This window comes from Rhodococcus sp. 21391 (assembly GCF_016772255.1).
GTDB lineage: Bacteria > Actinomycetota > Actinomycetes > Mycobacteriales > Mycobacteriaceae > Rhodococcus_F > Rhodococcus_F opacus.
Map to the genome: position 1 here is coordinate 2,872,291 of NZ_CP063781.1, position 18,707 is coordinate 2,890,997.

The following is an 18,707-nucleotide window of genomic DNA, read 5'->3' on the forward strand; positions in this document are numbered from 1 at the left end:
AGCTCCCGGGTGGCGAACGCGGTCGCAGTCACGGGCCGATAACGAGCCCGGGCGACGCGGGATGTGCTACGCGGGAGTGGAACTGACCTGTTGGGCGAGTGTCCGACCCCACTGCTCGGCGCGTGTCTCCTCGCCTTCCTCGAGCCGCGATTCCTTGTCGACGAGGAAACTCTCGGACTCGGCGACGAGATCGAACCCGCGCAGGCGCAGCTTTCGGCAAATACCTTTCGATGCTCGGCCGGTCAGGAGCGCAGGGCCGCCTGACCGAGTGTCGAAGGCCACCGCCTTCCCATGGCTCGGGGGGAGCCCGTCGAGCCACTCGCGGAGGCCTTCGCTTTCCGCGTCGGGTTCCAAGGCCACAGTGCTGTCCGGTTTGTGGGCGGTCACGGCGGCCCCGTGGCGGGTCGACTCGCGGCTCATCCCGTGGACGTGCGTGGGACCGCCGACGATCACGAGATCGTAACCGGACAAGTCTTCGTCGCCGGCTCGGGCGACCGGGATCGCCGTCACAGCGCCCGCGGACTCGAGACCGCGGGAGATCGCCTCTGCCACGTGCCGGGTATTTCCGAACATCGATTCGTAGACCACAAGTGTTCGCATGTCGACTCCTTCTATGGGTGGTACCGCTCGGTCCCGGCGCTCCGTGCACGAGGATGTTCCGGCCGATGGTGTCAAGTCGACTGGTGTGCACCGAACATCACGCGTGCCCACCAGTCGGCCAGCGGACTCGGATCGGGCCATTCGATCCGATCGTCATCAGTATCGGGCGCGGATGGCTGTGTTCGTCTCGTCGTCGACCGACTTCCCTGTCGACGATGGTGAGGTGGGGGATTCATGGCAAACTCCGAGGTGTCGTGTCACTTCGGATTCAACCAACGATGTCGCCCACCGAGTAGGGTCTACCGTCACTTTCCGGGACGTTGCACGCCCCTGCCGCGTGCGCAGGTGTCGGGTACCGCCGCGTTGCAGGCAGATGACCTATGCCTCTACCGGCGCCGTTGCCGCGTCTGAGACCGTGACGGTGACCGGAGGAGTTGAGAATATGAGCGTTCTCGCGCAACGAAAGTCCATCGTCGTCGGTGTCGACGGTTCGGAAAGAGCGATGAGAGCCGCTGTGTGGGCAGCGGCGGTCGCTCAGCGGAAGTCCGTGCCACTGCGAGTGGCTCACGTCCTGCCGAGTCCGGGATACCACTACAGCGAAGCCGCGCTTCTCTTCCAGAACGAGTTCGCCCAGGAAGTCGAGAAGTCTGCCCACGAGATCCTGGATCGGGCCGAACGGCACGTGAAGAGCGCGTTCCCCGACGTCACGGTCTCGTGCAGCACCCATCCCGGCCCTGCGGGACCGGCACTCGCAGGATTGAGCGCGCACGCCGAGATGGTGGTGGTGGGTTCCACCGGTGCGGGGGCGCTGGAAACGCTCGTCACCGGCTCCACCGTCATGCAGGTGGTCAACCGTGCGCACTGTCCGGTTACCGTGTTCCGATCGGAGGCACCGTCCCCGGTACCCGACCACCGTCCTGTCGTCGTCGGAGTCGACGGCAGCGAACTGAGCTCACTCGCCATCACCACGGCCGTCGAATTCGCCACGTTCTTCGAGGTACCGCTCCTCGCGGTGCACGGCTGGGGCGCCGGCGACCTCTCGGAGCGCCCTGCCGCCCTGCCGATGGTGAACTGGGCCGTCGTCGAAGAAGAACAATCCGTTCTGATGGCGGAAAATCTCGCCGGCTGGCGCGAGAAGTGTCCGGATCTGCAACTGACCACCGTCGTCGAACAGGCCAATCCGGCCGAGCTGATCCTCGAATATGCCCGCGACGCGCAGCTGGTCGTCGTCGGCAGCCACGGCCACAACCGTCTGGCCGGCGCGTTTCTGGGATCGACCAGTCAGAATTTGCTTCATCACGTCGCCTGCCCGATCACGATCTGCCGCCGGGCGAGCTAGACCCACGGCTGCGGCACCACGCCTACAGTCGCCGAGCGATCGATTCTGCCTGCGCGCCCAGTTTCGCCAGCCGCAGGTCGGCGAGCGGGGTCAGTGCACCGCCCATCCTGTTCGTCACGAACGCCACCGACAGCCCCGTCTCCGGGTCCGCGAACGCACCGGAACCACCGAGTCCGTAGTGGCCGAATGCGTGTGGATACTGATTGCGGCTGGCGACGAACGCCGCGTGATAGCCCAGGCGCCAGTTCATCCGGATACCGAGCACATAGTCGCGTGCCGTCGTCTGCACCTCACCGATCTGCGCGAGAGTTTCCTCCGTCAGGAACCTCCTGCCGCCCACCATGCCCTTGTTCGCGATCGCCGCATACATGCGGGCGAGGGCGCGGGCACTGAAGACACCGTTCCAGCCGGGCATCACGTAGTCGTGAATGGCCGGATTGCGGACCAGTTCGTCGAACCCCTCCGGCATGCCTGCGTGTGCGATGTTCCGAAGCACAGGCAAGCACGACAGAGCAAAGGACGCCGTCTCCCAGGGCACCCCGAACGGAGTGATGCGAGGGAAGGACTTCGCGATGCGGTGACGTTCCTCCGCGGGAACCTGGAACCAGAACTCGCGGATTCCGAGGGGTTCGGCGATCTCGGTGCGGACCAGGTCGGTGAACGACGAGCCGGTCGCCCGAGTGGTGAGTTCCGCGACCAGTGATCCGAACGTGACGGCGTGATAGCCCGGCATGACGGCGCGGCGGCGATCCGGTGCCGCGGATGCGAGAGCGCCGACGACGCTGTCGTGGTCGAACAGGGCCGACGGCCCCGGTACCAGTCCGCGCACACGGTGCAGCCCGGCCCGGTGGGTCAGCAGCTCCCGTACCGTCACCAACTCCTTGCCTGCACTCGCGAACTCCGGCCAATACGTGGCAACGGGTGCGTCGTAGTCGATCAGCCCGCGGTCCACCAGCCGGTGGAGCACCGTGCTCGCCACACCCTTGCCGGTGGAAAAGGACACCGACACGGTGTCGGATCGCCAGCGCGTGTCGCGCGCCGCCCATCCCGACCAGATGTCGACCACGGGCTCACCGTGCAGGTAGAGCGCGAGGGCGCCACCCCCGTCGGTGGGCTGCCCGAACAGTCGGAAGAACTGACCGGCCAGCTCACCGAACCGAGGATCGACGAGCATCATGCTGGGCGTGGGCAGGTCCGGACGCGCCACCGTACGCTTGCGGGCCGGCGGACTTCCTGCGGCGAGTTCGCGAGGGTTCGTCATGGTGTGCACGTCTTCTATCCTTCGGCGGTCGCCCGATGCCACCACCGATGCTTGTATACAACGCCGGATACGGCGCCCTGATTCCGCCGGCGCTAAAACCACCGGAAACGGCCGAAAGACCCTGTGAACGACCCCTCGCACGGTTGGACACTGGTAGTACGGCGGACCGACCTGGACGCACGCCGCCGAACAGACCGTAGGAGGCCGCCCCGTGATGTACGACAACGATTTCGGCGGTTGGGGGTATGCACTGATGTTCACCGGGATGGCGCTGTTCTGGGGCCTACTGATCGTGGGGATCATCCTGCTGATCCGTTATGTGAGTCACCCGTTCCCGGCACCGCCCGGTGGGGCACCGCCGCTTCGCAGTGCCGAGGCGGTCCTTGCCGAGCGGTTCGCACGCGGCGAGATCGACGAGCAGGAATACCGGAGTCGCCTCTCCATTCTGCGCGCCGGGACGACACCCTGACATGAGCACACGTCGAAGGAGGTGACCGTGATGGATGCGATGCCGATGTTCCACATGTTCATGATGTGGCTGCACAGCATGGGTGTTCTCCCACCCATGCACATGATGCCGATGTGACTCGTCGCCCGCCGGGAACCACAGGGATCGAGTCCCCGGCGGCCACCCCGAGCCCATCGACCCAGACCGACCGCAGACCCGAGCACGAGCGAGTTGACCGACGTGAGCACGACGCATCAGCAATACATGACCCAGACCGACTTCATGTCGTGGCGGATGGAGGAGGATCCGATCCTCCGCTCGACCATCGTGGCGGTCGCGCTACTCGACCGCAGTCCGGATCAGAGCCGATTCGTCGACATGATGCGGAGGGCGGTCGACCTGGTACCCCTCTTCCGGCGGGCGGCGATCGAGGCACCGATGGGCTTGGCGCCGCCGAGGTGGGCAGACGATCCGGATTTCGATCTCAGCTGGCACCTGCGCCGCTACACCCTTCCCGAACCCCGAACATGGGACGGGGTTCTCGACTTCGCCCGGACCGCCGAGATGACCGCGTTCGACAAGCGCCGTCCGCTCTGGGAGTTCACCGTTCTCGACGGATTACACGACGGCAAGTCCGCCCTCGTGATGAAGGTGCATCACTCTCTCACCGACGGTGTCAGTGGAATGCAGATTGCTCGCGAGATCGTGGATTTCACCCGCGACGGGGGGGCACGGCCGGACCGGACCGAGCAACGGACCGCCACGCCGGACGGTGAATCGCCTGACCCGCCGGGCCGCCTCTCCTGGTACCGGGACACGGCCACGGACGTGGCCCGTCGGGCATCGAACACGCTCGGCCGCAACGGTGTTCGACTGTTCCGGACTCCGAGGGCCGCCTGGCGCGACGCAGTCGCCCTGGCCGGCTCCACACTGCGCCTCACGCGTCCCGTGGTCTCCACACTGTCCCCGGTGATGACGAAACGCAGCACGCGGCGTCACTGCGCGGTGCTCGACGTGCCGGTGGACGCGCTCGCTCAGGCGGCCGCGGCGGGTGCCTGTTCCCTCAACGACGCGTTTCTCGCTGCTGTCCTGCTGGGAATGGCGAAGTACCACCGACTGCACGGCGCCGAGATCAGTGAACTGCGGATGACGCTGCCGATCAGCCTGCGTGCCGAGACGGACCCGATGGGAGGCAACCGCATCACCCTGGCACGTTTTGCACTACCCACCGACGTCGACGACCCCGCCGAGTTGATGCGCCGGGTGCACGCCACGGTGGATGCCTGGCGCCACGAGTCCGCGATTCCGCTGTCACCGACGATCGCCGGCGCCTTGAACCTGCTTCCGGCCTCGACACTCGGAAACATGCTCAAACACGTCGACTTCGTCGCCTCGAACGTCGTCGGATCGCCGGTGCCACTGTTCATCGCCGGGTCGGAGATTCTGCACTACTACGCGTTCAGTCCCACACTCGGATCGGCGTTCAACATCACCTTGATGTCCTACACCTCACGATGCTGTGTCGGGATCAACGCCGACGCCGATGCCGTCCCGGATCTCGCCGCCTTGACCGATTCGATAGCCGACGGGTTTCGCTCCGTCCTCGGGCTGTGCGCGAAGACAACCGATACGAGGGTGGTCGTGGCCTCGTGATCGCGGCACACCCCATACCGAGAACCACATCGAGGGCGCGACACCGCGTCCACACCGAACGGAGGCCGATGAACATGAACGAGAAGAAGTGGTCCGTGGAGATCGTCATCGACGAACACGACGCCGACGAGGGCGGATCCAAGACCCGGGCACAGGCCCGGCTCCGAACCCGCGATACCCACACCCTCGTCGGGGTCGGGCTCGCACGCCGGAATCCCGCGGACACCGAGATCCCCGAGATCGGGGACGAACTGGCCACGGCACGTGCGTTGGCCGACCTTGCCCACCAATTGATCGAGCTCACCGCCGCCGATGTGGAAGCGGCCACTCACAGCAGCGTTCACCTCACCGAATAACCGGGCCCGCCGGGGTGGGCTTCGACACGAACCGAGGAAAGGCCGAACGGCCCTGGTTCCGGGGTGATGCGCCTGGCTCAATGGACGAAGGGCCCACACCCGCCGGGTCGGCAAAGGAGTGAGCGCATGGATGGGCAACCGACCGTCCACCCCGATGCGAGTGTTCTGGATCGCCGCGGCCTCGACCAACTGATCGAGACACTCCGCGCCCGCGGCTATTGCGTCGTCGGTCCCACCGTCGAGGACTCGGCCATCGTTCTCGCCGAACTCGAATCCGGCGCGCAGCTGCCGTCCGGCTGGGGTGTGACGACCGGACCCGGGACGTATCGGCTGCGTCGGCGGGACGACGCCGCGGTCTTCGGCCACTCGGCCGGCCCGCAGTCGTGGAAACGCTTCCTCCATCCGCCACGACAGCAGCAGTGGTCCGTCGACCGGGACGGTGCCTTCATCGCACCGGCACCCGACGAGCGGCCCTACGCATTCGTGGGGGTCCGAGGCTGTGATCTCGCGGCGATCGCGGTCCTGCGGCGGGTGCTGTGCCCGGACCCCGATTCCGACAGCACCACCGCCCGCAGGTTCCGGCAACTGTTCATCGTGGCCGCCCACTGCACCGAACCCGGAGGTGTGTGTTTCTGCGCCTCGATGGGGACCGGACCGGCGGCCGGGCCCGGATACGACCTGGCACTGACCGAGCGCATCGACGACAACGGTCACCGCTTCGTCGTCGAGGCCGGCACCGAATCCGGTGCCGCCGTCCTCGCCGAGGTCGCCCACCGCACCGCCGCGACCGCAGAGGTCGACGAGGCCCGGAACGCCGTGAGCACCGCAGCCGGCCGGATGGGACGGGCAATGCCCGAGGTGGATCTTCATGACCTCCTCCGCGACGCGCGCGGAGCCGACGTCTGGGAGGACGTCGCCAGCCGGTGCCTGACCTGTGGAAACTGCACCATGGTGTGCCCCACCTGCTTCTGCACCACCAGTGAGGACGTCACCGATCTGACCGGCGAGCACGCCGAGCGCTGGCAGCACTGGTCGTCGTGTTTCGAACCCGATTTCAGCCACGTCCACGGCGGGAACGTCCGGACGTCAGGGGAGAGTCGGTACCGGCAGTGGATGTCCCACAAACTCGGCACGTGGTTCGACCAGTTCGGCAGCTCCGGGTGCGTGGGATGCGGACGGTGCATCGACTGGTGCCCAGTCGGTATCGACATCACCGAAGAGGCCGCACGGCTCGTCCAGCTCATGCCGGCGTATCGGCCGGAGGACGACCGGGAGCAACGGTGAACGCCGACGAAGCGCCGCTGCCCCCTGCCCTCGGCCACCTCGGCCACGGGCACCGGCTCCGGCTCGCAGAACTCAGCACACCGGTTCGATTCGCCGCGGGGGAATTCGTCTTCCGCGAGAACGAGCCGGCGACCCGGTGCTGGCTGCTCGGTACCGGTAGTGTCGTCCTGACCACGCTGGTACCTGGCCGCGGCACCGTCGCACTCGAAACCCTGCACGGCGGTGACGTTCTCGGCTGGTCCTGGCTCGGCACCCGGCAGCTGTGGCAGTTCGATGCACAGGCCACCACGACCACCGACGCCGCGGAAGTGGACGTCGCCGCGCTCGAGCAGATGGCGCTCTCCCAACCCGACTTCGGGTACGCCGTCACCCGCGCGTTGTCCGGGGTGCTGATCGCCCGACTGCAGTCCACCCGCGCCCGCCTGCTCGATCTCTACGCGAACCGAGGGGAACGGTGACTGTCGTGCCCACCGACCGCATGCTGCCGACCGGATACCGGGTCGTGTCCCGTTCGGTGGAGACACGCGACTCGGTCACCATGACCCTGGTCCCGGCCTCTGAACCTCCGATGCCGCTCCCGCGGTTCACCCCCGGCCAGTTCATGATGCTGTACGCCCACGGGGTCGGCGAAGTCGCCATCTCGGTGTCCGGAGACCCCTCCCGAACCGATGGAACCCTCGTCCACACGATCCGCGACGTCGGGGCCGTGAGCCAGGCACTCCACGACGCCCCGCTCGGTACGATCATCGGCGTGCGGGGCCCCTTCGGGCAGGGCTGGAACCTGCCGGCCGGCTCGGACCGCGACCTCGTGATCGTCGCCGGGGGAGTGGGGTTGGCGCCTCTGCGCCCCGTGGTCCTCGCCGCACTGGCCGCCCGGGAGAAGTTCCGCCGACTCACTCTCGTCGTCGGCGCGCGCAGCCCCGCCGACATCCTCTACCGCAGCGAACTCGCGGCATGGCAGGCCCGCACCGACCTCACCGTGGAGTTGACGATCGACCAGCCGATCGCGGGATGGACGGGAGGCGTCGGATTCGTCACCGAATCCCTGCACCGGGTGGATGTCGACCCCGAACACACCACCGCACTGTTGTGCGGGCCGGAGCCGATGATGCGGTTCTGCGCCCGGGCGTTGACGGACCACCGGGTGAGTCCGCGCGACATTCAAGTGTCCGTGGAACGGAACATGCAATGCGGCGTCGGGGCCTGCGGACACTGCCAGCTCGGCGAACTGCTGCTGTGCCGGGACGGTCCCGTCGTCGACTACGCCACCGCCGAACCACTCCTACGGGTACCGGAGCTGTGATGAGCGCACCACCGACCACCAAGCCGAAACTCGCCGTGTGGAAGTTCGCCTCCTGCGACGGCTGTCAACTGACGTTGCTCGACTGCGAAGACGAGTTACTCGCGCTGTCCGAGGCCGTGGAGATCTCCCACTTCCTGGAGTTGTCCGACACGATCACCGCGGGCCCGTACGATCTGTCGCTGGTCGAGGGGTCGATCACCACGGCCGCCGACCGGGACCGCATCCGCGCAGTGCGGGCGCAGTCCCGGTTTCTCGTCACGATCGGGGCCTGCGCGACGGCCGGCGGCATCCAAGCGTTACGCAACTTCGCCGACATCGACGACTTCCTGTCGGTGGTCTACGCGAGGCCTGAGTACATCGACACCCTCGCCACCTCGACCGCGATCTCGGCGCACGTCCCCGTCGACTTCGAGCTACGCGGTTGCCCGATCGACCGGCGTCAGCTCCTCGAGGTCATCACCGCGTACCTGGCGGGCCGGCGACCGAACATCCCCGACACCAGCGTGTGCACCGAGTGCAAGCGGCGCGGACTGACGTGTGTGATGGTCGCCGACGGCACACCGTGCCTCGGCCCGGTGACCCACTCCGGGTGCGGCGCGCTGTGCCCGTCGGTCTCCCGCGGGTGCTACGGCTGCTTCGGTCCCACCACCGACCCGAATCTCGCCGCGATGAGCGGGTGGCTGCGCACGTGCGGGATGAACGAGGACGCCATCGGCCGCATCTTCGCCACGTTCAACGTAGCGGCCTACGGATCCGAAGGGCACGACCGTGGCGCCCCGGAATAGGGAACTGACCGTGCGCGCCCTCGCCAGGGTCGAGGGTGAGGGCCGAGTCGACGTAACCGTGCGCGAGGGGAGAGCCGAACGCGTCGAACTCAACATCTACGAGCCGCCCCGCTTCTTCGAATCCTTCCTCCGCGGCCGCCACTTTCTCGAACCCCCGGACATCACCTCGCGTATCTGCGGTATCTGCCCGGTCGCCTACCAGGTGAGCGCATGCAATGCCATCGAGCAGGCATGCGAACTCGAACTCGACGACGCGGTGAGGGATCTGCGGCGACTTCTGTACTGCGGCGAGTGGATTGCCAGTCACGTGCTGCACATCTACTTCCTGCACGCACCCGACTTTCTGGGGCTCCCGGATTCGATTGCCCTCGCCCGGCGCGATCGGGAGGCCGTCGAGCGGGGCCTGTCGTTGAAGAAGGCCGGAAACGCGATCCTCGATGTGATCGGTGGCAGACCGATCCACCCGGTCAACGTCCGAATCGGTGGGTTCCACCGGATGCCGACCACAGCCGAACTGATTCCCCTGTCCGACCAACTGCGCACGGCACTCGATCACGCCGTGGCCACCGTCCGATGGGTGTCGTCCTTCGACTTCCCCGACGTCGAACTCGACCACGACCTCCTCGCACTTCACGACGACTCCCGCTACGCAATCGACGACGGCGATATCTGGTCGTCGACCGGATTACGTTGCACCGCTGAGGAATTCCCGAAACACGTGGTCGAGCGTCAGGTGCCGCACTCGACCGCACTCCACGCCGAGCTCGACGGCCGCCGCTACCTCACCGGACCACTGGCTCGATACTCACTCAATTCGTCGCAGCTTGCCGGAGTGTCGGCGCAGACCGCCGCCGACGCCGGGCTGGGCGCGCAGTGCCGGAACCCGTACCGTAGCATCGTCGTCCGCGCCGTCGAGGTCGTCTACGCCGTCGAGGAAGCCTTGCGGATCATCGACCGCTACGAGCGGCCTGCGGAGCCGTTCACCGCCGGGCCACCGATACGCACGGTCGGGCACGGGGTCAGCGAGGCACCCCGTGGACTGCTGTATCACCGATACGAGTTCGATCCCACCGGATTGATCCGCGCCGCCACCATCATTCCTCCGACCTCGCAGAATCAGGCTGCCATCGAACACGATCTACGGCGCGCGGTGGACGGAAATCTCATGCTGGCCGATGACGATCTGACAACGCTGTGCGAACGAACCATCCGCAACTACGATCCGTGCATCTCCTGCGCCACCCACTTTCTGACCCTCACAGTCGACCGCCGATGACCGTCGTAGTGATCGGGCTGGGAAACGATCTCCGCCGCGACGACGGGATCGGCCCGACGGTTGCGCGGCAGGTCGCGGACCACGTCGCCCCGGACGTGTGCGTGTCGGTATCCGATGGGGACCCGGCCACTCTGCTCGAAGCGTGGACCGGTGCGCAGCTGGCCGTCATCGTGGACGCCGTCGTATGCGACCCGCCGCGACCCGGCACCGTCTATCGGCTCACTCCGGACGAACTCGGCGACGTTCGGGCGGGGACGTTCAGCACGCACGGAATCGCGCTCGACCACACCGTTCGCCTCGGCGCCGTGCTCGATCGGCTGCCCCACAGAATGATCGTCCTGGCGGTGGAGGTCGCTGATCTGGGTGGTGGCCGCGGGCTTTCACCCGCGGTGGGTCGAGCTGTCGACACGGCGGTGTCGGCGGTGCTGTCGGTGATCGGTGAGCACTCCGACCGAATGTCCTGACCGTGCGCAGGTGTCGCCGGAATCGTCAACGAGTGGAGTGGCGGCGGCCGATCGAGAACACCGACTCGACGGGGCGTCGCGGAGTCTGCCGCGGCGGAGACTTCTTCTCAGTCGTGCCTACCCGAATCAGGGCCTGCGGGAAGCCGCGGTCGGGGAGTAGTTCGCGGATCATCTCCCGGCTCTGACGGAGTTCGGTCGTGTGCGTCAAGGGACACGTCGCGAGACCGCCGACGGTAGCCTCCAGCAGCACCGCGGACAGGGCCTCACCGGCCCGGAGCCACGCACCGCGGCCGTCGGTGTCGGTGCTCAACACGAGAACCGTCGAGCGGTCGATCGCCGTTCTCGCGTCATTGTCGCGGCCTGCCGGGAAGCGGCGTCCGATGTCGACGCGGTCACGGTTCTCCGCGGTTGCGAGGGAATCCGACGGTATTCCACCCTGAGGAATGGAATGACCAGCCCACCAGTGGAGTTCGGCCTGGTAGGCGGAGTCGTATTTCCGTGCGGCCGCGGTCAGCTCCGTCGCCTTCGCGAGTGTCGGACGAGCGTCCTGTCCCAGCACCGTCAGGTGGACGTCCATGCCCCGCGCCATATCGGTCAATGCCGCGGGCAGCGGGGTTTTCACGCTGACCGGGCCGAAGGGCCTGCGGTCGGAATATCGGTGCCGGATCGCTGCAAGCAGATCGAAGTCGTGCGACTGAGGCCGGGCGTCGTGGCGGAACCGAATCGTCGCCAGATGCCCCGAGTGTGGACCCTCCGGGACGCGCCGGATGTCCACCGACCATTTGAGCCCGGTCAATGCCGTCTGGAGATGATTCAGCGCCGCACCACAACTGACGACCAATTGCCGGCCCGACGGGTCCGTGGAAGCCAAGAGCCGGCCGCGTTCGGTGTAGAGGTCGAGCTGCCCGTCGGCGTACGTCCACTGCCACGGCTGACTGTTGTGTACCGACGGTGCCCGGCAGGCGAGGTCCACGGCAATGCGGACGACGTTCTCGTCGGGAATGGTGGTGTCCACGATCGCCTCCTCGGTGAATCGCACTCCGCCCAGACCCGGGTCGGACAGTCGGTGCGTTCACCTCAGTGTTCGCCTTCTGGGTGGCCTGAGGTTAGGGCCGATGGTCACTGCCGGACACCCGCAGACGATTCGGGCCGGAAGACCCTACTGACGGCAACTGCCCGCTGTAAGCCTGAGAAGATGTCCAGCGACATCGCCATTCGCACGGTCGGCCTCACCAAGCGGTTCGGCTCCGTGCTCGCCCTGGACGCGGTGGACCTGAATATTGTCGAGGGTGAGGTCTTCGGTTATCTCGGCCCCAATGGCGCTGGAAAGTCGACCACGCTGCGTCTGCTCGTCGGCTTGCTGCGTCCGACTGCCGGATCGGCCCAGCTGTTCGGTCTCGACGCATGGTCGGCGGCGCCCGCGGTTCATCGTCTGATCGGCTATGTCCCCGGTGAAATGGCACTGTACGACCGCATGACCGGCCGCCAGCACATCACGTACTTCGGACACCTACGGGGCAAGCCGGGCGACAAAGCGGCGACAGTTTTCGCCGATCGGCTCGATCTCGACCTCGACCGAACCGTCCGGACGATGTCGAAAGGAAACCGCCAGAAGCTCGCGTTGGTCCTCGCGCTCATGTCCGGCCCGCAGTTGCTCATTCTCGACGAACCTACCGGCGGCCTCGATCCGCTGGTGCAACACGAGTTCCATGCGATCGTTCGCGAGCACACCGCATCCGGCGGAACGGTGTTGCTGTCGTCTCACGTACTCAGCGAAGTTCAGCAAGTAGCCGACCGCGTCGGTGTACTGCGGGAGGGTCGCCTCATCGCCGTCGAGAGTCTTCACGAACTACGCCAGAAGTCGCTGCACCATGTCATCGCCGAATGTGCGACGCCGATCCGGGAATCGGACTTCCGCGAAGTGGCCGGCCTCCGCGACCTCACCGTCGCGGGCACGTCGCTCACGTGCAGTGCACCGCAGTCAGCGTTGGACGCCCTGATTCGTCGGATCTCGCAATTCCGCATCGTCGACTTCGAGTGCGCCGAGGCCGACCTAGAGGAGACATTCATGGCGTTCTACGAGAGTCGAGACCGACATGCTGCGTAGCGTGCTCACCAAGACGTTGTACGATCAGCGCCGCGCGTTCCCTGCATGGGTCGTCGGGCTCGCGCTGTTGGTGGCGATGTACGTGGCGATCTGGCCCAGTGTTCGCGACCAGCCGTCGATGAATCAGTTCCTCGACGAAATGCCCGAGGCGTTTCGCGCCCTGTTCGCGATGTCCGGGGCCGACATGTCTACCCCGGTCGGATACATCGAGATCGAACTGCTGTCGTTCATGGGTCCATTGCTGCTTCTGATCTATGCCGTCGGAACGGGCGCGGCGGCGGTCGCCGGAGAGGAGGAGCGGGGAACGCTCGATCAGTTGCTCGTCACGCCCCTGAGCCGCGGGCGAATCCTGACGGAGAAATTCGGTGCCCTCGCCGTGGGCACCGTGGCACTGTCGGCGGTCATGGGACTCGCCCTGCTCGGGGAGGGGATACTCGCCGACATGGATCTGCCGGTGGGAAACGTCGCGGCGGCAATGACTCACCTGGCGCTTCTGGCGCTGGTCTTCGGCGCACTCGCATTCGCGATCGGCGCCGTCACCGGCCGCCCCGCACTGAGTCGTTCGGTTCCTGCCGTGGCCGCGATACTGGCATATGTGCTCAACGGGCTCGGGCCTGTGGTGTCGTGGTTGGCGCCGTGGCAACGATATTCACCGTTCTATCAGTACGCCGGCCATGATCCGTTGCGCCATGGGTTCTCGTTCGCGGCAGCATCCGTCTCCTTACTCACAATTGCAGTGTTGCTCGGAGTCGCGCTCGTGGGGTTCGCCCAGCGCGATGTGGTGAGATAACCGTGACCGACGCGAGGACACCTTCTCTCGAGCCGGTTGTCGTCGGAGTCGACGGCTCGACGGCAGCGAGAGCTGCGGCGCGCTGGGCCGCCGCGGTCGCGGAGAAGCAGGGAACAACGTTGCACCTGGTTCACGTGCTCCCTCCACCCCCCGTCTTCTACGCAGAACCGCGTCCCCTGCCGTCGGAAGACGAGGACCGCATCGCCGCGGAAACGTTCCTGGCCGGTGCGTTGCGCGGCATCAGGGCCGACCGGCGTGCCCTCGCCGTGGAGTGTTCCTCACCTACCGGGTCGACGGCGGCCGACATCCTGTTGCCGTTGGCGGACTCAGCGTCGATGGTGGTGATCGGGTCGACGGCACGAGGCCCGGTGGAGGGGTATCTGAACGCTACGGCGCTGCGACTCGCCCATCACTCACCGTGCCCGGTCGTGGTGTGGCGGGGAGCCGAAGAGCACGCGATTCCCGACCGACGCGCGGTCGTCGTCGGTGTGGACGGCAGCCGGTGCAGCGTCGCCGCCGTGGCCGACGCCTTCCAATTCGCCGGGCAATTCGACGCGCCGCTGATCGCGGTGCATTCGTGGAGGTCGGATTTTCCACACGATACCGAGAACGACGCGGTCGGGGTCGGGGCATGCCGACGGGAAGGGGCAGTTCTGGCGGAAAGTCTCGCCGGCTGGGTCGAGCGATATCCCGACGTGGTCGTGCGAGAGATTGTCGAGTCCGGTGGTGCAGGTGAGGTATTGCTCCGCTGGTGTGAGGACGCGCAACTTCTCGTCGTCGGAAGCCATGGGCACGGCGCGCTCGGCCGTGCGATCCTCGGGTCGACGAGCCAGGACATGCTTCACCGGGCCCGCTGTCCGGTCATGATCAGCAAACTGCACCCGGACACCGGTTCGGTTCATGATCACGCCACGGAGTTCGGCGACCGTGGACATCGCTGAGTTCCACGCCTACGGCTACGCCGCCGCCCTGCTGATCGGGCTCGGGCTGGGAATCGAGCGGGAACACGCGGCCCGGACCCCACCCGACGGTGCGGACCCGGGGTCTTGGGAGTTGCCCGGCGCACGTACCTTTCCGCTCATAGCCCTCGCCGGCGCCATCGCAGCGCACCTCGGCACCGCCGTAGTCACGGCGGCTTTCGTGGGGATCGCGGCCCTCGTCGTGGGGTGGTACTGGGTACGCACCCATATCCCGCCGCGACCGGACGTCGGGACCACCACCGCGTTCGCCGCCCTGGTGGCCTTCCTGCTCGGTGCCCTCGCCTGGCACTATCCGTCACTCGCCGTTGCGCTCGGCGTGATCGTGCTCGTCCTCCTCTCCGTCAAATACCCCATGCACGAATTCGCGGAGCACATGATCGACGAACGCGACATCACGGACTTCTGCGTACTGCTCGCGATCGGCTTCCTCGTCCTCCCCCTACTTCCAGACCGTGACGTCGGGCCCTACGGCGCGTTGAACCCTGCGACGATCGGGCGACTGGTGCTCATGCTGAGCCTGATCGGCTGGGTGGGCTATGTAGCCACCCGGATCCTCGGCCCACGCTGGGGACTGCTGATCGTCGGCTTCGGCGGCGGGTTCGTCTCCGGCGCTGCGACCACCGCCGTCATGGCGCGGACAGCGCGCCGAGAACGGGATTCGCCGGATGCTTTACCTGCGGCACTGATCGTGAATCTGTCCACCATCCTGCTCGTCGTCGGTATCACCTGGGTCGTCAACTCCGAGGTGTCGGCACAGCTGGCACTGATACTCGGCGGAGCTGCCGCACTCGTCGTCGCGGAGACCGCCGTTCTCGTGCTCCGGGGCTCGCACGACCGATCGTCGGGCAGCCGCGCCCAGGGGACACAGCCGGCCACGGGTTTGCTCGACCGCCCGATCTCGGTTCCGGCAACACTCTCATTGGCAGGAATTTTGCTCGTCCTCCTCGTCATGACAAAGGGCGCCGCGGACAGCTTCGGAGGTGGCGGTGTGGTCGCTGCATCGGCTGTCGGCGGATTGGCCGATGCCCATTCCTCGTCGCTCGCCGCGGCGTCCGCGGCGGGTGCCGAGATCACCGTCGACACCGCGACCGTGGCGGCGGTTGTCGCCGTCGGAACGAACCTGCTCACCAAACTGGTCCTCGCCGCCGTTGCCGGTTCGTTCCGGTTCGCCGTGACGCTGGCGGCGTGGCTGGCCCCACCGGTCGCTGTGACAGCCGCGACCGTGTGGGTCGTGCTCATCCAGTGATCAGCCGCAGATGCGCTGGTCGGACCGTGCCGTCTCCGCCGGACGGTGTCGATGACCTACGGCCCTAGAGCCACCGAGCCGCGAGCACAACACTCGAAGCCAGGACAAGCAGGAGACACACGATGACCGGCGGAGCATCCACCACACACACGGACACACTGTGAACACGCGAGAGCTGCCCGTGGTACCCGACCGGCGTACCGTCGAATCAGCTGTGGCGCTGGCGTGCCGCGCGCCGTCGCTGCACAACAGCCAACCGTGGCGTTGGGTGATGGGCACTAACTTGCGGTTGTACAGCGATCCCGACCGGCTGCTGCCCGCCACCGATGGCTTTGGCCGTCAGATGGTGATCTCCTGCGGTGCGGCCTTGAATCACCTCGAGTACGCATTCACGGCAAATCGCTGGCGTCCTGTGATCGAGCGGCTGCCGCGTTCTTCCGACCGGCAACTCCTGTCGACGGTCGGCTTCGTCCCGGCTCCGACACCGACAGATTTCGTCGCCCGAATGGCGGCGGCGATCGAACGAAGGCGAACCGAACGACTGCCACTGGACGCACCGTCCGCGTGGACGGAGACACTCGAGCAGCTGGTGCGAATCATTGCAGGAACAGGCGTCGAACTCGAAGACCTCGGCGAGCGAAGCCGTCCCGCACTCGAGGACGCATCACGCCGGATGACCGGTCTACGGCACGACGACCCCACCTACCAAGCCGAACTGCGGTGGTGGTCGGGGCGCGGACTGTTCCCCGACGGAGTGCCGGAGCAGGCGCGTCCGTCCGACTCGCAGCAGCACTCGGTGCACCTCTCACGAGAGTTTCCACCCGGCCGCGCGAGCACACCCGACGGCAGCCCGTCGGAAGACCGCGCCGCGATCCTCCTGCTCTCCACATCCACGGATTCGAGACTTGATTGGCTACGGAGCGGCGAAGCACTCTCCGCCGTTCTGCTCGCCTGCACGGACCGCGGACTCGCCACCTGCCCCGTCACCCATCTGACCGAACGCGCCGCGACACGGACAATGCTCCGGGAGCTGTCTTCCGGGGACGGGATGCCGCAGGTTCTGATCAGGGTGGGAGCGGGCACCGGGGTGGGGGAACCGTCGCCCACACCCAGACGCCCGTTATCGGAAGTCCTGGTTCGAGAACGGCCCGCGCCGGGAAACCTGTCCGGTGAGTAGGGGAGGGCTGCCACCCCTGGCAATACGACGAGCGTCAACCCAACGATGCGACGCAGATCGATGACACGAATGAGGTTCGGGCAGCGAGCGGAATCGATGAGGAGGTCACCATGGTCGATCCGGGGATCGTTGTGGGAGTGGACGGATCCCGGTCGTCGCTGGATGCGGTGCGGTGGGCCGCACGTGAGGCTACAGTGCGCGCGGCGCCGCTACTGTTGTTGTCCTGCATCACGTACCGCGGTGCACAAGATGGGCCGCGACTCGCTGAAATCCTCCACGCCCGAGCCGAGCGGGACCTTGCCGAAGCACTCGAGACCGCCCGAGCCGGATCCGCAGACGCACACATCGACATTCGGGCCGAAGTGTCCCATCAGAACGCCCCGGGATCACTCGTCGACCGATCCGCCGGCGCAATAATGGTCGTACTCGGCAGGCGCGGACTCGGCGAGTTCACCGACGGGCTGATCGGTTCCGTGACCTCGGCCGTGGCGCGTCATGCGCAGTGCCCGGTAGCAGTGATCGACGGCTGGTCGAGAGTCGCGGACGGCACGGGACCCGTCGTCGTCGGCGTCGACGGATCTCCGAGCAATGCACGGGCCGTCGGGCTGGCGTTCGAGGAGTGTTCCCTTCACAGCACGGAACTGATCGCACTGCACGCGTGGTCCGACCAGGACCTGTCGAAACTCCCCGTCGGTGAAGAGCAGACCATGGAGCGGTCAGTGCTCGAAGCCGGCGTCGCCGAATGGTGTGAACGATTCCCCGAGGTCCGGGTGCGACAGACCCTCGTTCGGGACCGACCGGTTCGCCACCTCCTCGAAATGGCCGACGAAGCCCAGATGATCGTGGTCGGCAGCCGTGGACGGGGCGGCTTCTCCGGGATGACGCTCGGCTCGACCAGCGCAGCCTTGGTGCACATAACCCCGTGTCCCCTCCTGATCGCCGGACCGATCCGACCAGAGCGATGACCTTGGGCCCTACATCGGCATCTGTCCCGGCGCGACACTCGAAGGAGCAATCGCAGGAGGTCGTCATGATCGGGGAACAGACACTGGTATCGCGGATGTGGCGATTGGGGCCGTGGAGCGGGAACAGACTGATGCGGGGAAGCTATCGCCTCGAATCCTCGGTCTTCCTCGCCGTCGTCGCCCTGGTGCTGATCTTGGTTCCCCTCGCCGCAGCCTTCGGAACCGTTACTCACACACGCCTCGACGACCAATCCCGCGCCGACCGCGAAAACCGGCATCAGATCGCGGCAGTGCTCCTCGAGGACCCAACTGTGAACCTGGCGGATACCACCCCGGCAACGGGTGCCACGGGGCAGGCACAGGCCCGGTGGGCGGTGGATGGGACCACACGCACCGGCCAGGTACTGACCGCGCCGGAAGCGAAGGCGGGACAAACGATCAGCATGTGGATCGACCCGGCCGGCAAGATCGTCGATGCGCCGAAGACAGGCACCGAGAACGCATTCGAGGCCGTGGGCGCCGCACTCGCACTGTGGACAACGGGTGCGACGATCTGTCTCACGATGTTGATCGGAATTCGCTGGGCAGGAACCAGATACCGGATGTCACAGTGGGACCGCGAGTGGAGGAACCTCGGAAAGGCCCCCGGGTGGCCGGTCAGCTGACGCCCATC

20 protein-coding genes are annotated in these 18,707 nt (G+C 66.6%); 17 read left to right on the forward strand and 3 right to left on the reverse strand.

Features of this window, described 5'->3' with window-relative positions:
• Nucleotides 1–66: 66 nt before the first annotated feature.
• Nucleotides 67–600 (reverse strand): flavodoxin family protein, encoded by a 534-nt coding sequence (locus GO592_RS13440; RefSeq protein WP_005257913.1) that lies wholly within the window; start codon nucleotides 598–600, stop codon nucleotides 67–69.
• 442 nt (nucleotides 601–1,042) lie between these two features.
• On the opposite strand from GO592_RS13440, the gene GO592_RS13445 reads away from it, so the two are divergent.
• A complete protein-coding gene (locus GO592_RS13445; RefSeq protein WP_005574437.1) occupies nucleotides 1,043–1,939 on the forward strand; it encodes a universal stress protein in 897 nt (298 codons plus the stop codon).
• Between the two features lie 22 nt (nucleotides 1,940–1,961).
• Here the strand turns inward: GO592_RS13445 and GO592_RS13450 are convergent, their stop codons facing one another.
• On the reverse strand, nucleotides 1,962–3,200 hold the full coding sequence (locus GO592_RS13450) for a serine hydrolase domain-containing protein (protein WP_039952076.1): 1,239 nt from the start codon (nucleotides 3,198–3,200) through the stop codon (nucleotides 1,962–1,964).
• A 214-nt stretch (nucleotides 3,201–3,414) separates the two neighbouring features.
• Between GO592_RS13450 and GO592_RS13455 the strand changes: the two genes are divergently transcribed.
• The 9 genes from GO592_RS13455 to GO592_RS13495 all read left to right on the forward strand — a co-directional run bounded on the left by GO592_RS13455 (nucleotide 3,415) and on the right by GO592_RS13495 (nucleotide 10,769).
• The gene (locus GO592_RS13455; protein WP_005257908.1) at nucleotides 3,415–3,669 is read left to right on the forward strand and encodes an SHOCT domain-containing protein; all 255 of its coding nucleotides are present in this window, start codon (nucleotides 3,415–3,417) and stop codon (nucleotides 3,667–3,669) included.
• Nucleotides 3,670–3,879: 210 nt separating this feature from the next.
• Nucleotides 3,880–5,301 carry a wax ester/triacylglycerol synthase domain-containing protein gene (locus GO592_RS13460; RefSeq protein WP_007298861.1) on the forward strand — a complete coding sequence of 474 codons (1,422 nt, stop codon included), beginning with the start codon at nucleotides 3,880–3,882 and terminating at the stop codon, nucleotides 5,299–5,301.
• A 68-nt stretch (nucleotides 5,302–5,369) separates the two neighbouring features.
• Entirely contained in the window at nucleotides 5,370–5,657 is a 288-nt protein-coding gene (locus GO592_RS13465; protein ID WP_005257904.1) for a DUF1876 domain-containing protein, read from the forward strand.
• A gap of 126 nt (nucleotides 5,658–5,783) precedes the next feature.
• Nucleotides 5,784–6,941: a 4Fe-4S dicluster domain-containing protein gene (locus GO592_RS13470; RefSeq protein WP_007298860.1), complete on the forward strand. Its 1,158-nt coding sequence runs from the start codon at nucleotides 5,784–5,786 to the stop codon at nucleotides 6,939–6,941.
• Nucleotides 6,938–7,399 carry a cyclic nucleotide-binding domain-containing protein gene (locus GO592_RS13475; protein WP_007298859.1) on the forward strand — a complete coding sequence of 154 codons (462 nt, stop codon included), beginning with the start codon at nucleotides 6,938–6,940 and terminating at the stop codon, nucleotides 7,397–7,399. Before GO592_RS13470 ends, GO592_RS13475 begins: the two co-directional genes overlap by 4 nt.
• Nucleotides 7,396–8,244 (forward strand): FAD/NAD(P)-binding protein, encoded by an 849-nt coding sequence (locus GO592_RS13480; protein ID WP_007298858.1) that lies wholly within the window; start codon nucleotides 7,396–7,398, stop codon nucleotides 8,242–8,244. The genes GO592_RS13475 and GO592_RS13480 overlap by 4 nt, the downstream gene beginning before the upstream one ends.
• Nucleotides 8,244–9,029, forward strand: coding sequence for an oxidoreductase (locus tag GO592_RS13485; RefSeq protein WP_007298857.1), 786 nt, complete (start codon nucleotides 8,244–8,246; stop codon nucleotides 9,027–9,029). Before GO592_RS13480 ends, GO592_RS13485 begins: the two co-directional genes overlap by 1 nt.
• A complete protein-coding gene (locus GO592_RS13490; RefSeq protein WP_007298856.1) occupies nucleotides 9,013–10,305 on the forward strand; it encodes a Ni/Fe hydrogenase subunit alpha in 1,293 nt (430 codons plus the stop codon). The genes GO592_RS13485 and GO592_RS13490 overlap by 17 nt, the downstream gene beginning before the upstream one ends.
• Nucleotides 10,302–10,769 (forward strand): hydrogenase maturation protease, encoded by a 468-nt coding sequence (locus GO592_RS13495; RefSeq protein ID WP_007298855.1) that lies wholly within the window; start codon nucleotides 10,302–10,304, stop codon nucleotides 10,767–10,769. Before GO592_RS13490 ends, GO592_RS13495 begins: the two co-directional genes overlap by 4 nt.
• Nucleotides 10,770–10,794: 25 nt before the next feature.
• On the opposite strand, the gene GO592_RS13500 is transcribed toward GO592_RS13495, so the two are convergent.
• On the reverse strand, nucleotides 10,795–11,808 hold the full coding sequence (locus GO592_RS13500) for an Acg family FMN-binding oxidoreductase (RefSeq protein ID WP_007298854.1): 1,014 nt from the start codon (nucleotides 11,806–11,808) through the stop codon (nucleotides 10,795–10,797).
• 156 nt (nucleotides 11,809–11,964) lie between these two features.
• Between GO592_RS13500 and GO592_RS13505 the strand changes: the two genes are divergently transcribed.
• The 7 genes from GO592_RS13505 to GO592_RS13535 all read left to right on the forward strand — a co-directional run bounded on the left by GO592_RS13505 (nucleotide 11,965) and on the right by GO592_RS13535 (nucleotide 18,699).
• A complete protein-coding gene (locus GO592_RS13505) occupies nucleotides 11,965–12,876 on the forward strand; it encodes an ABC transporter ATP-binding protein (RefSeq protein WP_007298853.1) in 912 nt (303 codons plus the stop codon).
• Complete coding sequence (locus tag GO592_RS13510) at nucleotides 12,866–13,666, forward strand: ABC transporter permease subunit (RefSeq protein WP_005257886.1); 801 nt, start codon at nucleotides 12,866–12,868, stop codon at nucleotides 13,664–13,666. The genes GO592_RS13505 and GO592_RS13510 overlap by 11 nt, the downstream gene beginning before the upstream one ends.
• Nucleotides 13,667–13,668: 2 nt before the next feature.
• Entirely contained in the window at nucleotides 13,669–14,607 is a 939-nt protein-coding gene (locus GO592_RS13515) for a universal stress protein (RefSeq protein ID WP_007298852.1), read from the forward strand.
• Nucleotides 14,594–15,892 (forward strand): MgtC/SapB family protein, encoded by a 1,299-nt coding sequence (locus GO592_RS13520; protein WP_007298851.1) that lies wholly within the window; start codon nucleotides 14,594–14,596, stop codon nucleotides 15,890–15,892. The genes GO592_RS13515 and GO592_RS13520 overlap by 14 nt, the downstream gene beginning before the upstream one ends.
• Before the next feature lie 160 nt (nucleotides 15,893–16,052).
• Nucleotides 16,053–17,069 (forward strand): Acg family FMN-binding oxidoreductase, encoded by a 1,017-nt coding sequence (locus GO592_RS13525; RefSeq protein WP_039952031.1) that lies wholly within the window; start codon nucleotides 16,053–16,055, stop codon nucleotides 17,067–17,069.
• Nucleotides 17,070–17,179: 110 nt separating this feature from the next.
• Entirely contained in the window at nucleotides 17,180–18,034 is an 855-nt protein-coding gene (locus GO592_RS13530; protein ID WP_007298849.1) for a universal stress protein, read from the forward strand.
• 65 nt (nucleotides 18,035–18,099) lie between these two features.
• On the forward strand, nucleotides 18,100–18,699 hold the full coding sequence (locus tag GO592_RS13535) for an Rv1733c family protein (protein WP_007298848.1): 600 nt from the start codon (nucleotides 18,100–18,102) through the stop codon (nucleotides 18,697–18,699).
• Nucleotides 18,700–18,707: the final 8 nt, after the last annotated feature.

What these genes read in the sequence shown, in the direction of transcription:
- GO592_RS13510 (WP_005257886.1), top strand. Translation starts at nt 12,866, where the DNA reads ATGCTGCGTAGCGTGCTCACCAAGACGTTGTACGATCAGCGCCGCGCG.
- GO592_RS13535 (WP_007298848.1), top strand. Translation starts at nt 18,100, where the DNA reads ATGATCGGGGAACAGACACTGGTATCGCGGATGTGGCGATTGGGGCCG.
- GO592_RS13505 (WP_007298853.1), top strand. Translation starts at nt 11,965, where the DNA reads ATGTCCAGCGACATCGCCATTCGCACGGTCGGCCTCACCAAGCGGTTC.
- GO592_RS13495 (WP_007298855.1), top strand. Translation starts at nt 10,302, where the DNA reads ATGACCGTCGTAGTGATCGGGCTGGGAAACGATCTCCGCCGCGACGAC.
- GO592_RS13455 (WP_005257908.1), top strand. Translation starts at nt 3,415, where the DNA reads ATGTACGACAACGATTTCGGCGGTTGGGGGTATGCACTGATGTTCACC.
- GO592_RS13485 (WP_007298857.1), top strand. Translation starts at nt 8,244, where the DNA reads ATGAGCGCACCACCGACCACCAAGCCGAAACTCGCCGTGTGGAAGTTC.
- GO592_RS13530 (WP_007298849.1), top strand. Translation starts at nt 17,180, where the DNA reads ATGGTCGATCCGGGGATCGTTGTGGGAGTGGACGGATCCCGGTCGTCG.
- GO592_RS13465 (WP_005257904.1), top strand. Translation starts at nt 5,370, where the DNA reads ATGAACATGAACGAGAAGAAGTGGTCCGTGGAGATCGTCATCGACGAA.
- GO592_RS13440 (WP_005257913.1), bottom strand. Translation starts at nt 600, where the DNA reads ATGCGAACACTTGTGGTCTACGAATCGATGTTCGGAAATACCCGGCAC.
- GO592_RS13450 (WP_039952076.1), bottom strand. Translation starts at nt 3,200, where the DNA reads ATGACGAACCCTCGCGAACTCGCCGCAGGAAGTCCGCCGGCCCGCAAG.
- GO592_RS13445 (WP_005574437.1), top strand. Translation starts at nt 1,043, where the DNA reads ATGAGCGTTCTCGCGCAACGAAAGTCCATCGTCGTCGGTGTCGACGGT.
- GO592_RS13470 (WP_007298860.1), top strand. Translation starts at nt 5,784, where the DNA reads ATGGATGGGCAACCGACCGTCCACCCCGATGCGAGTGTTCTGGATCGC.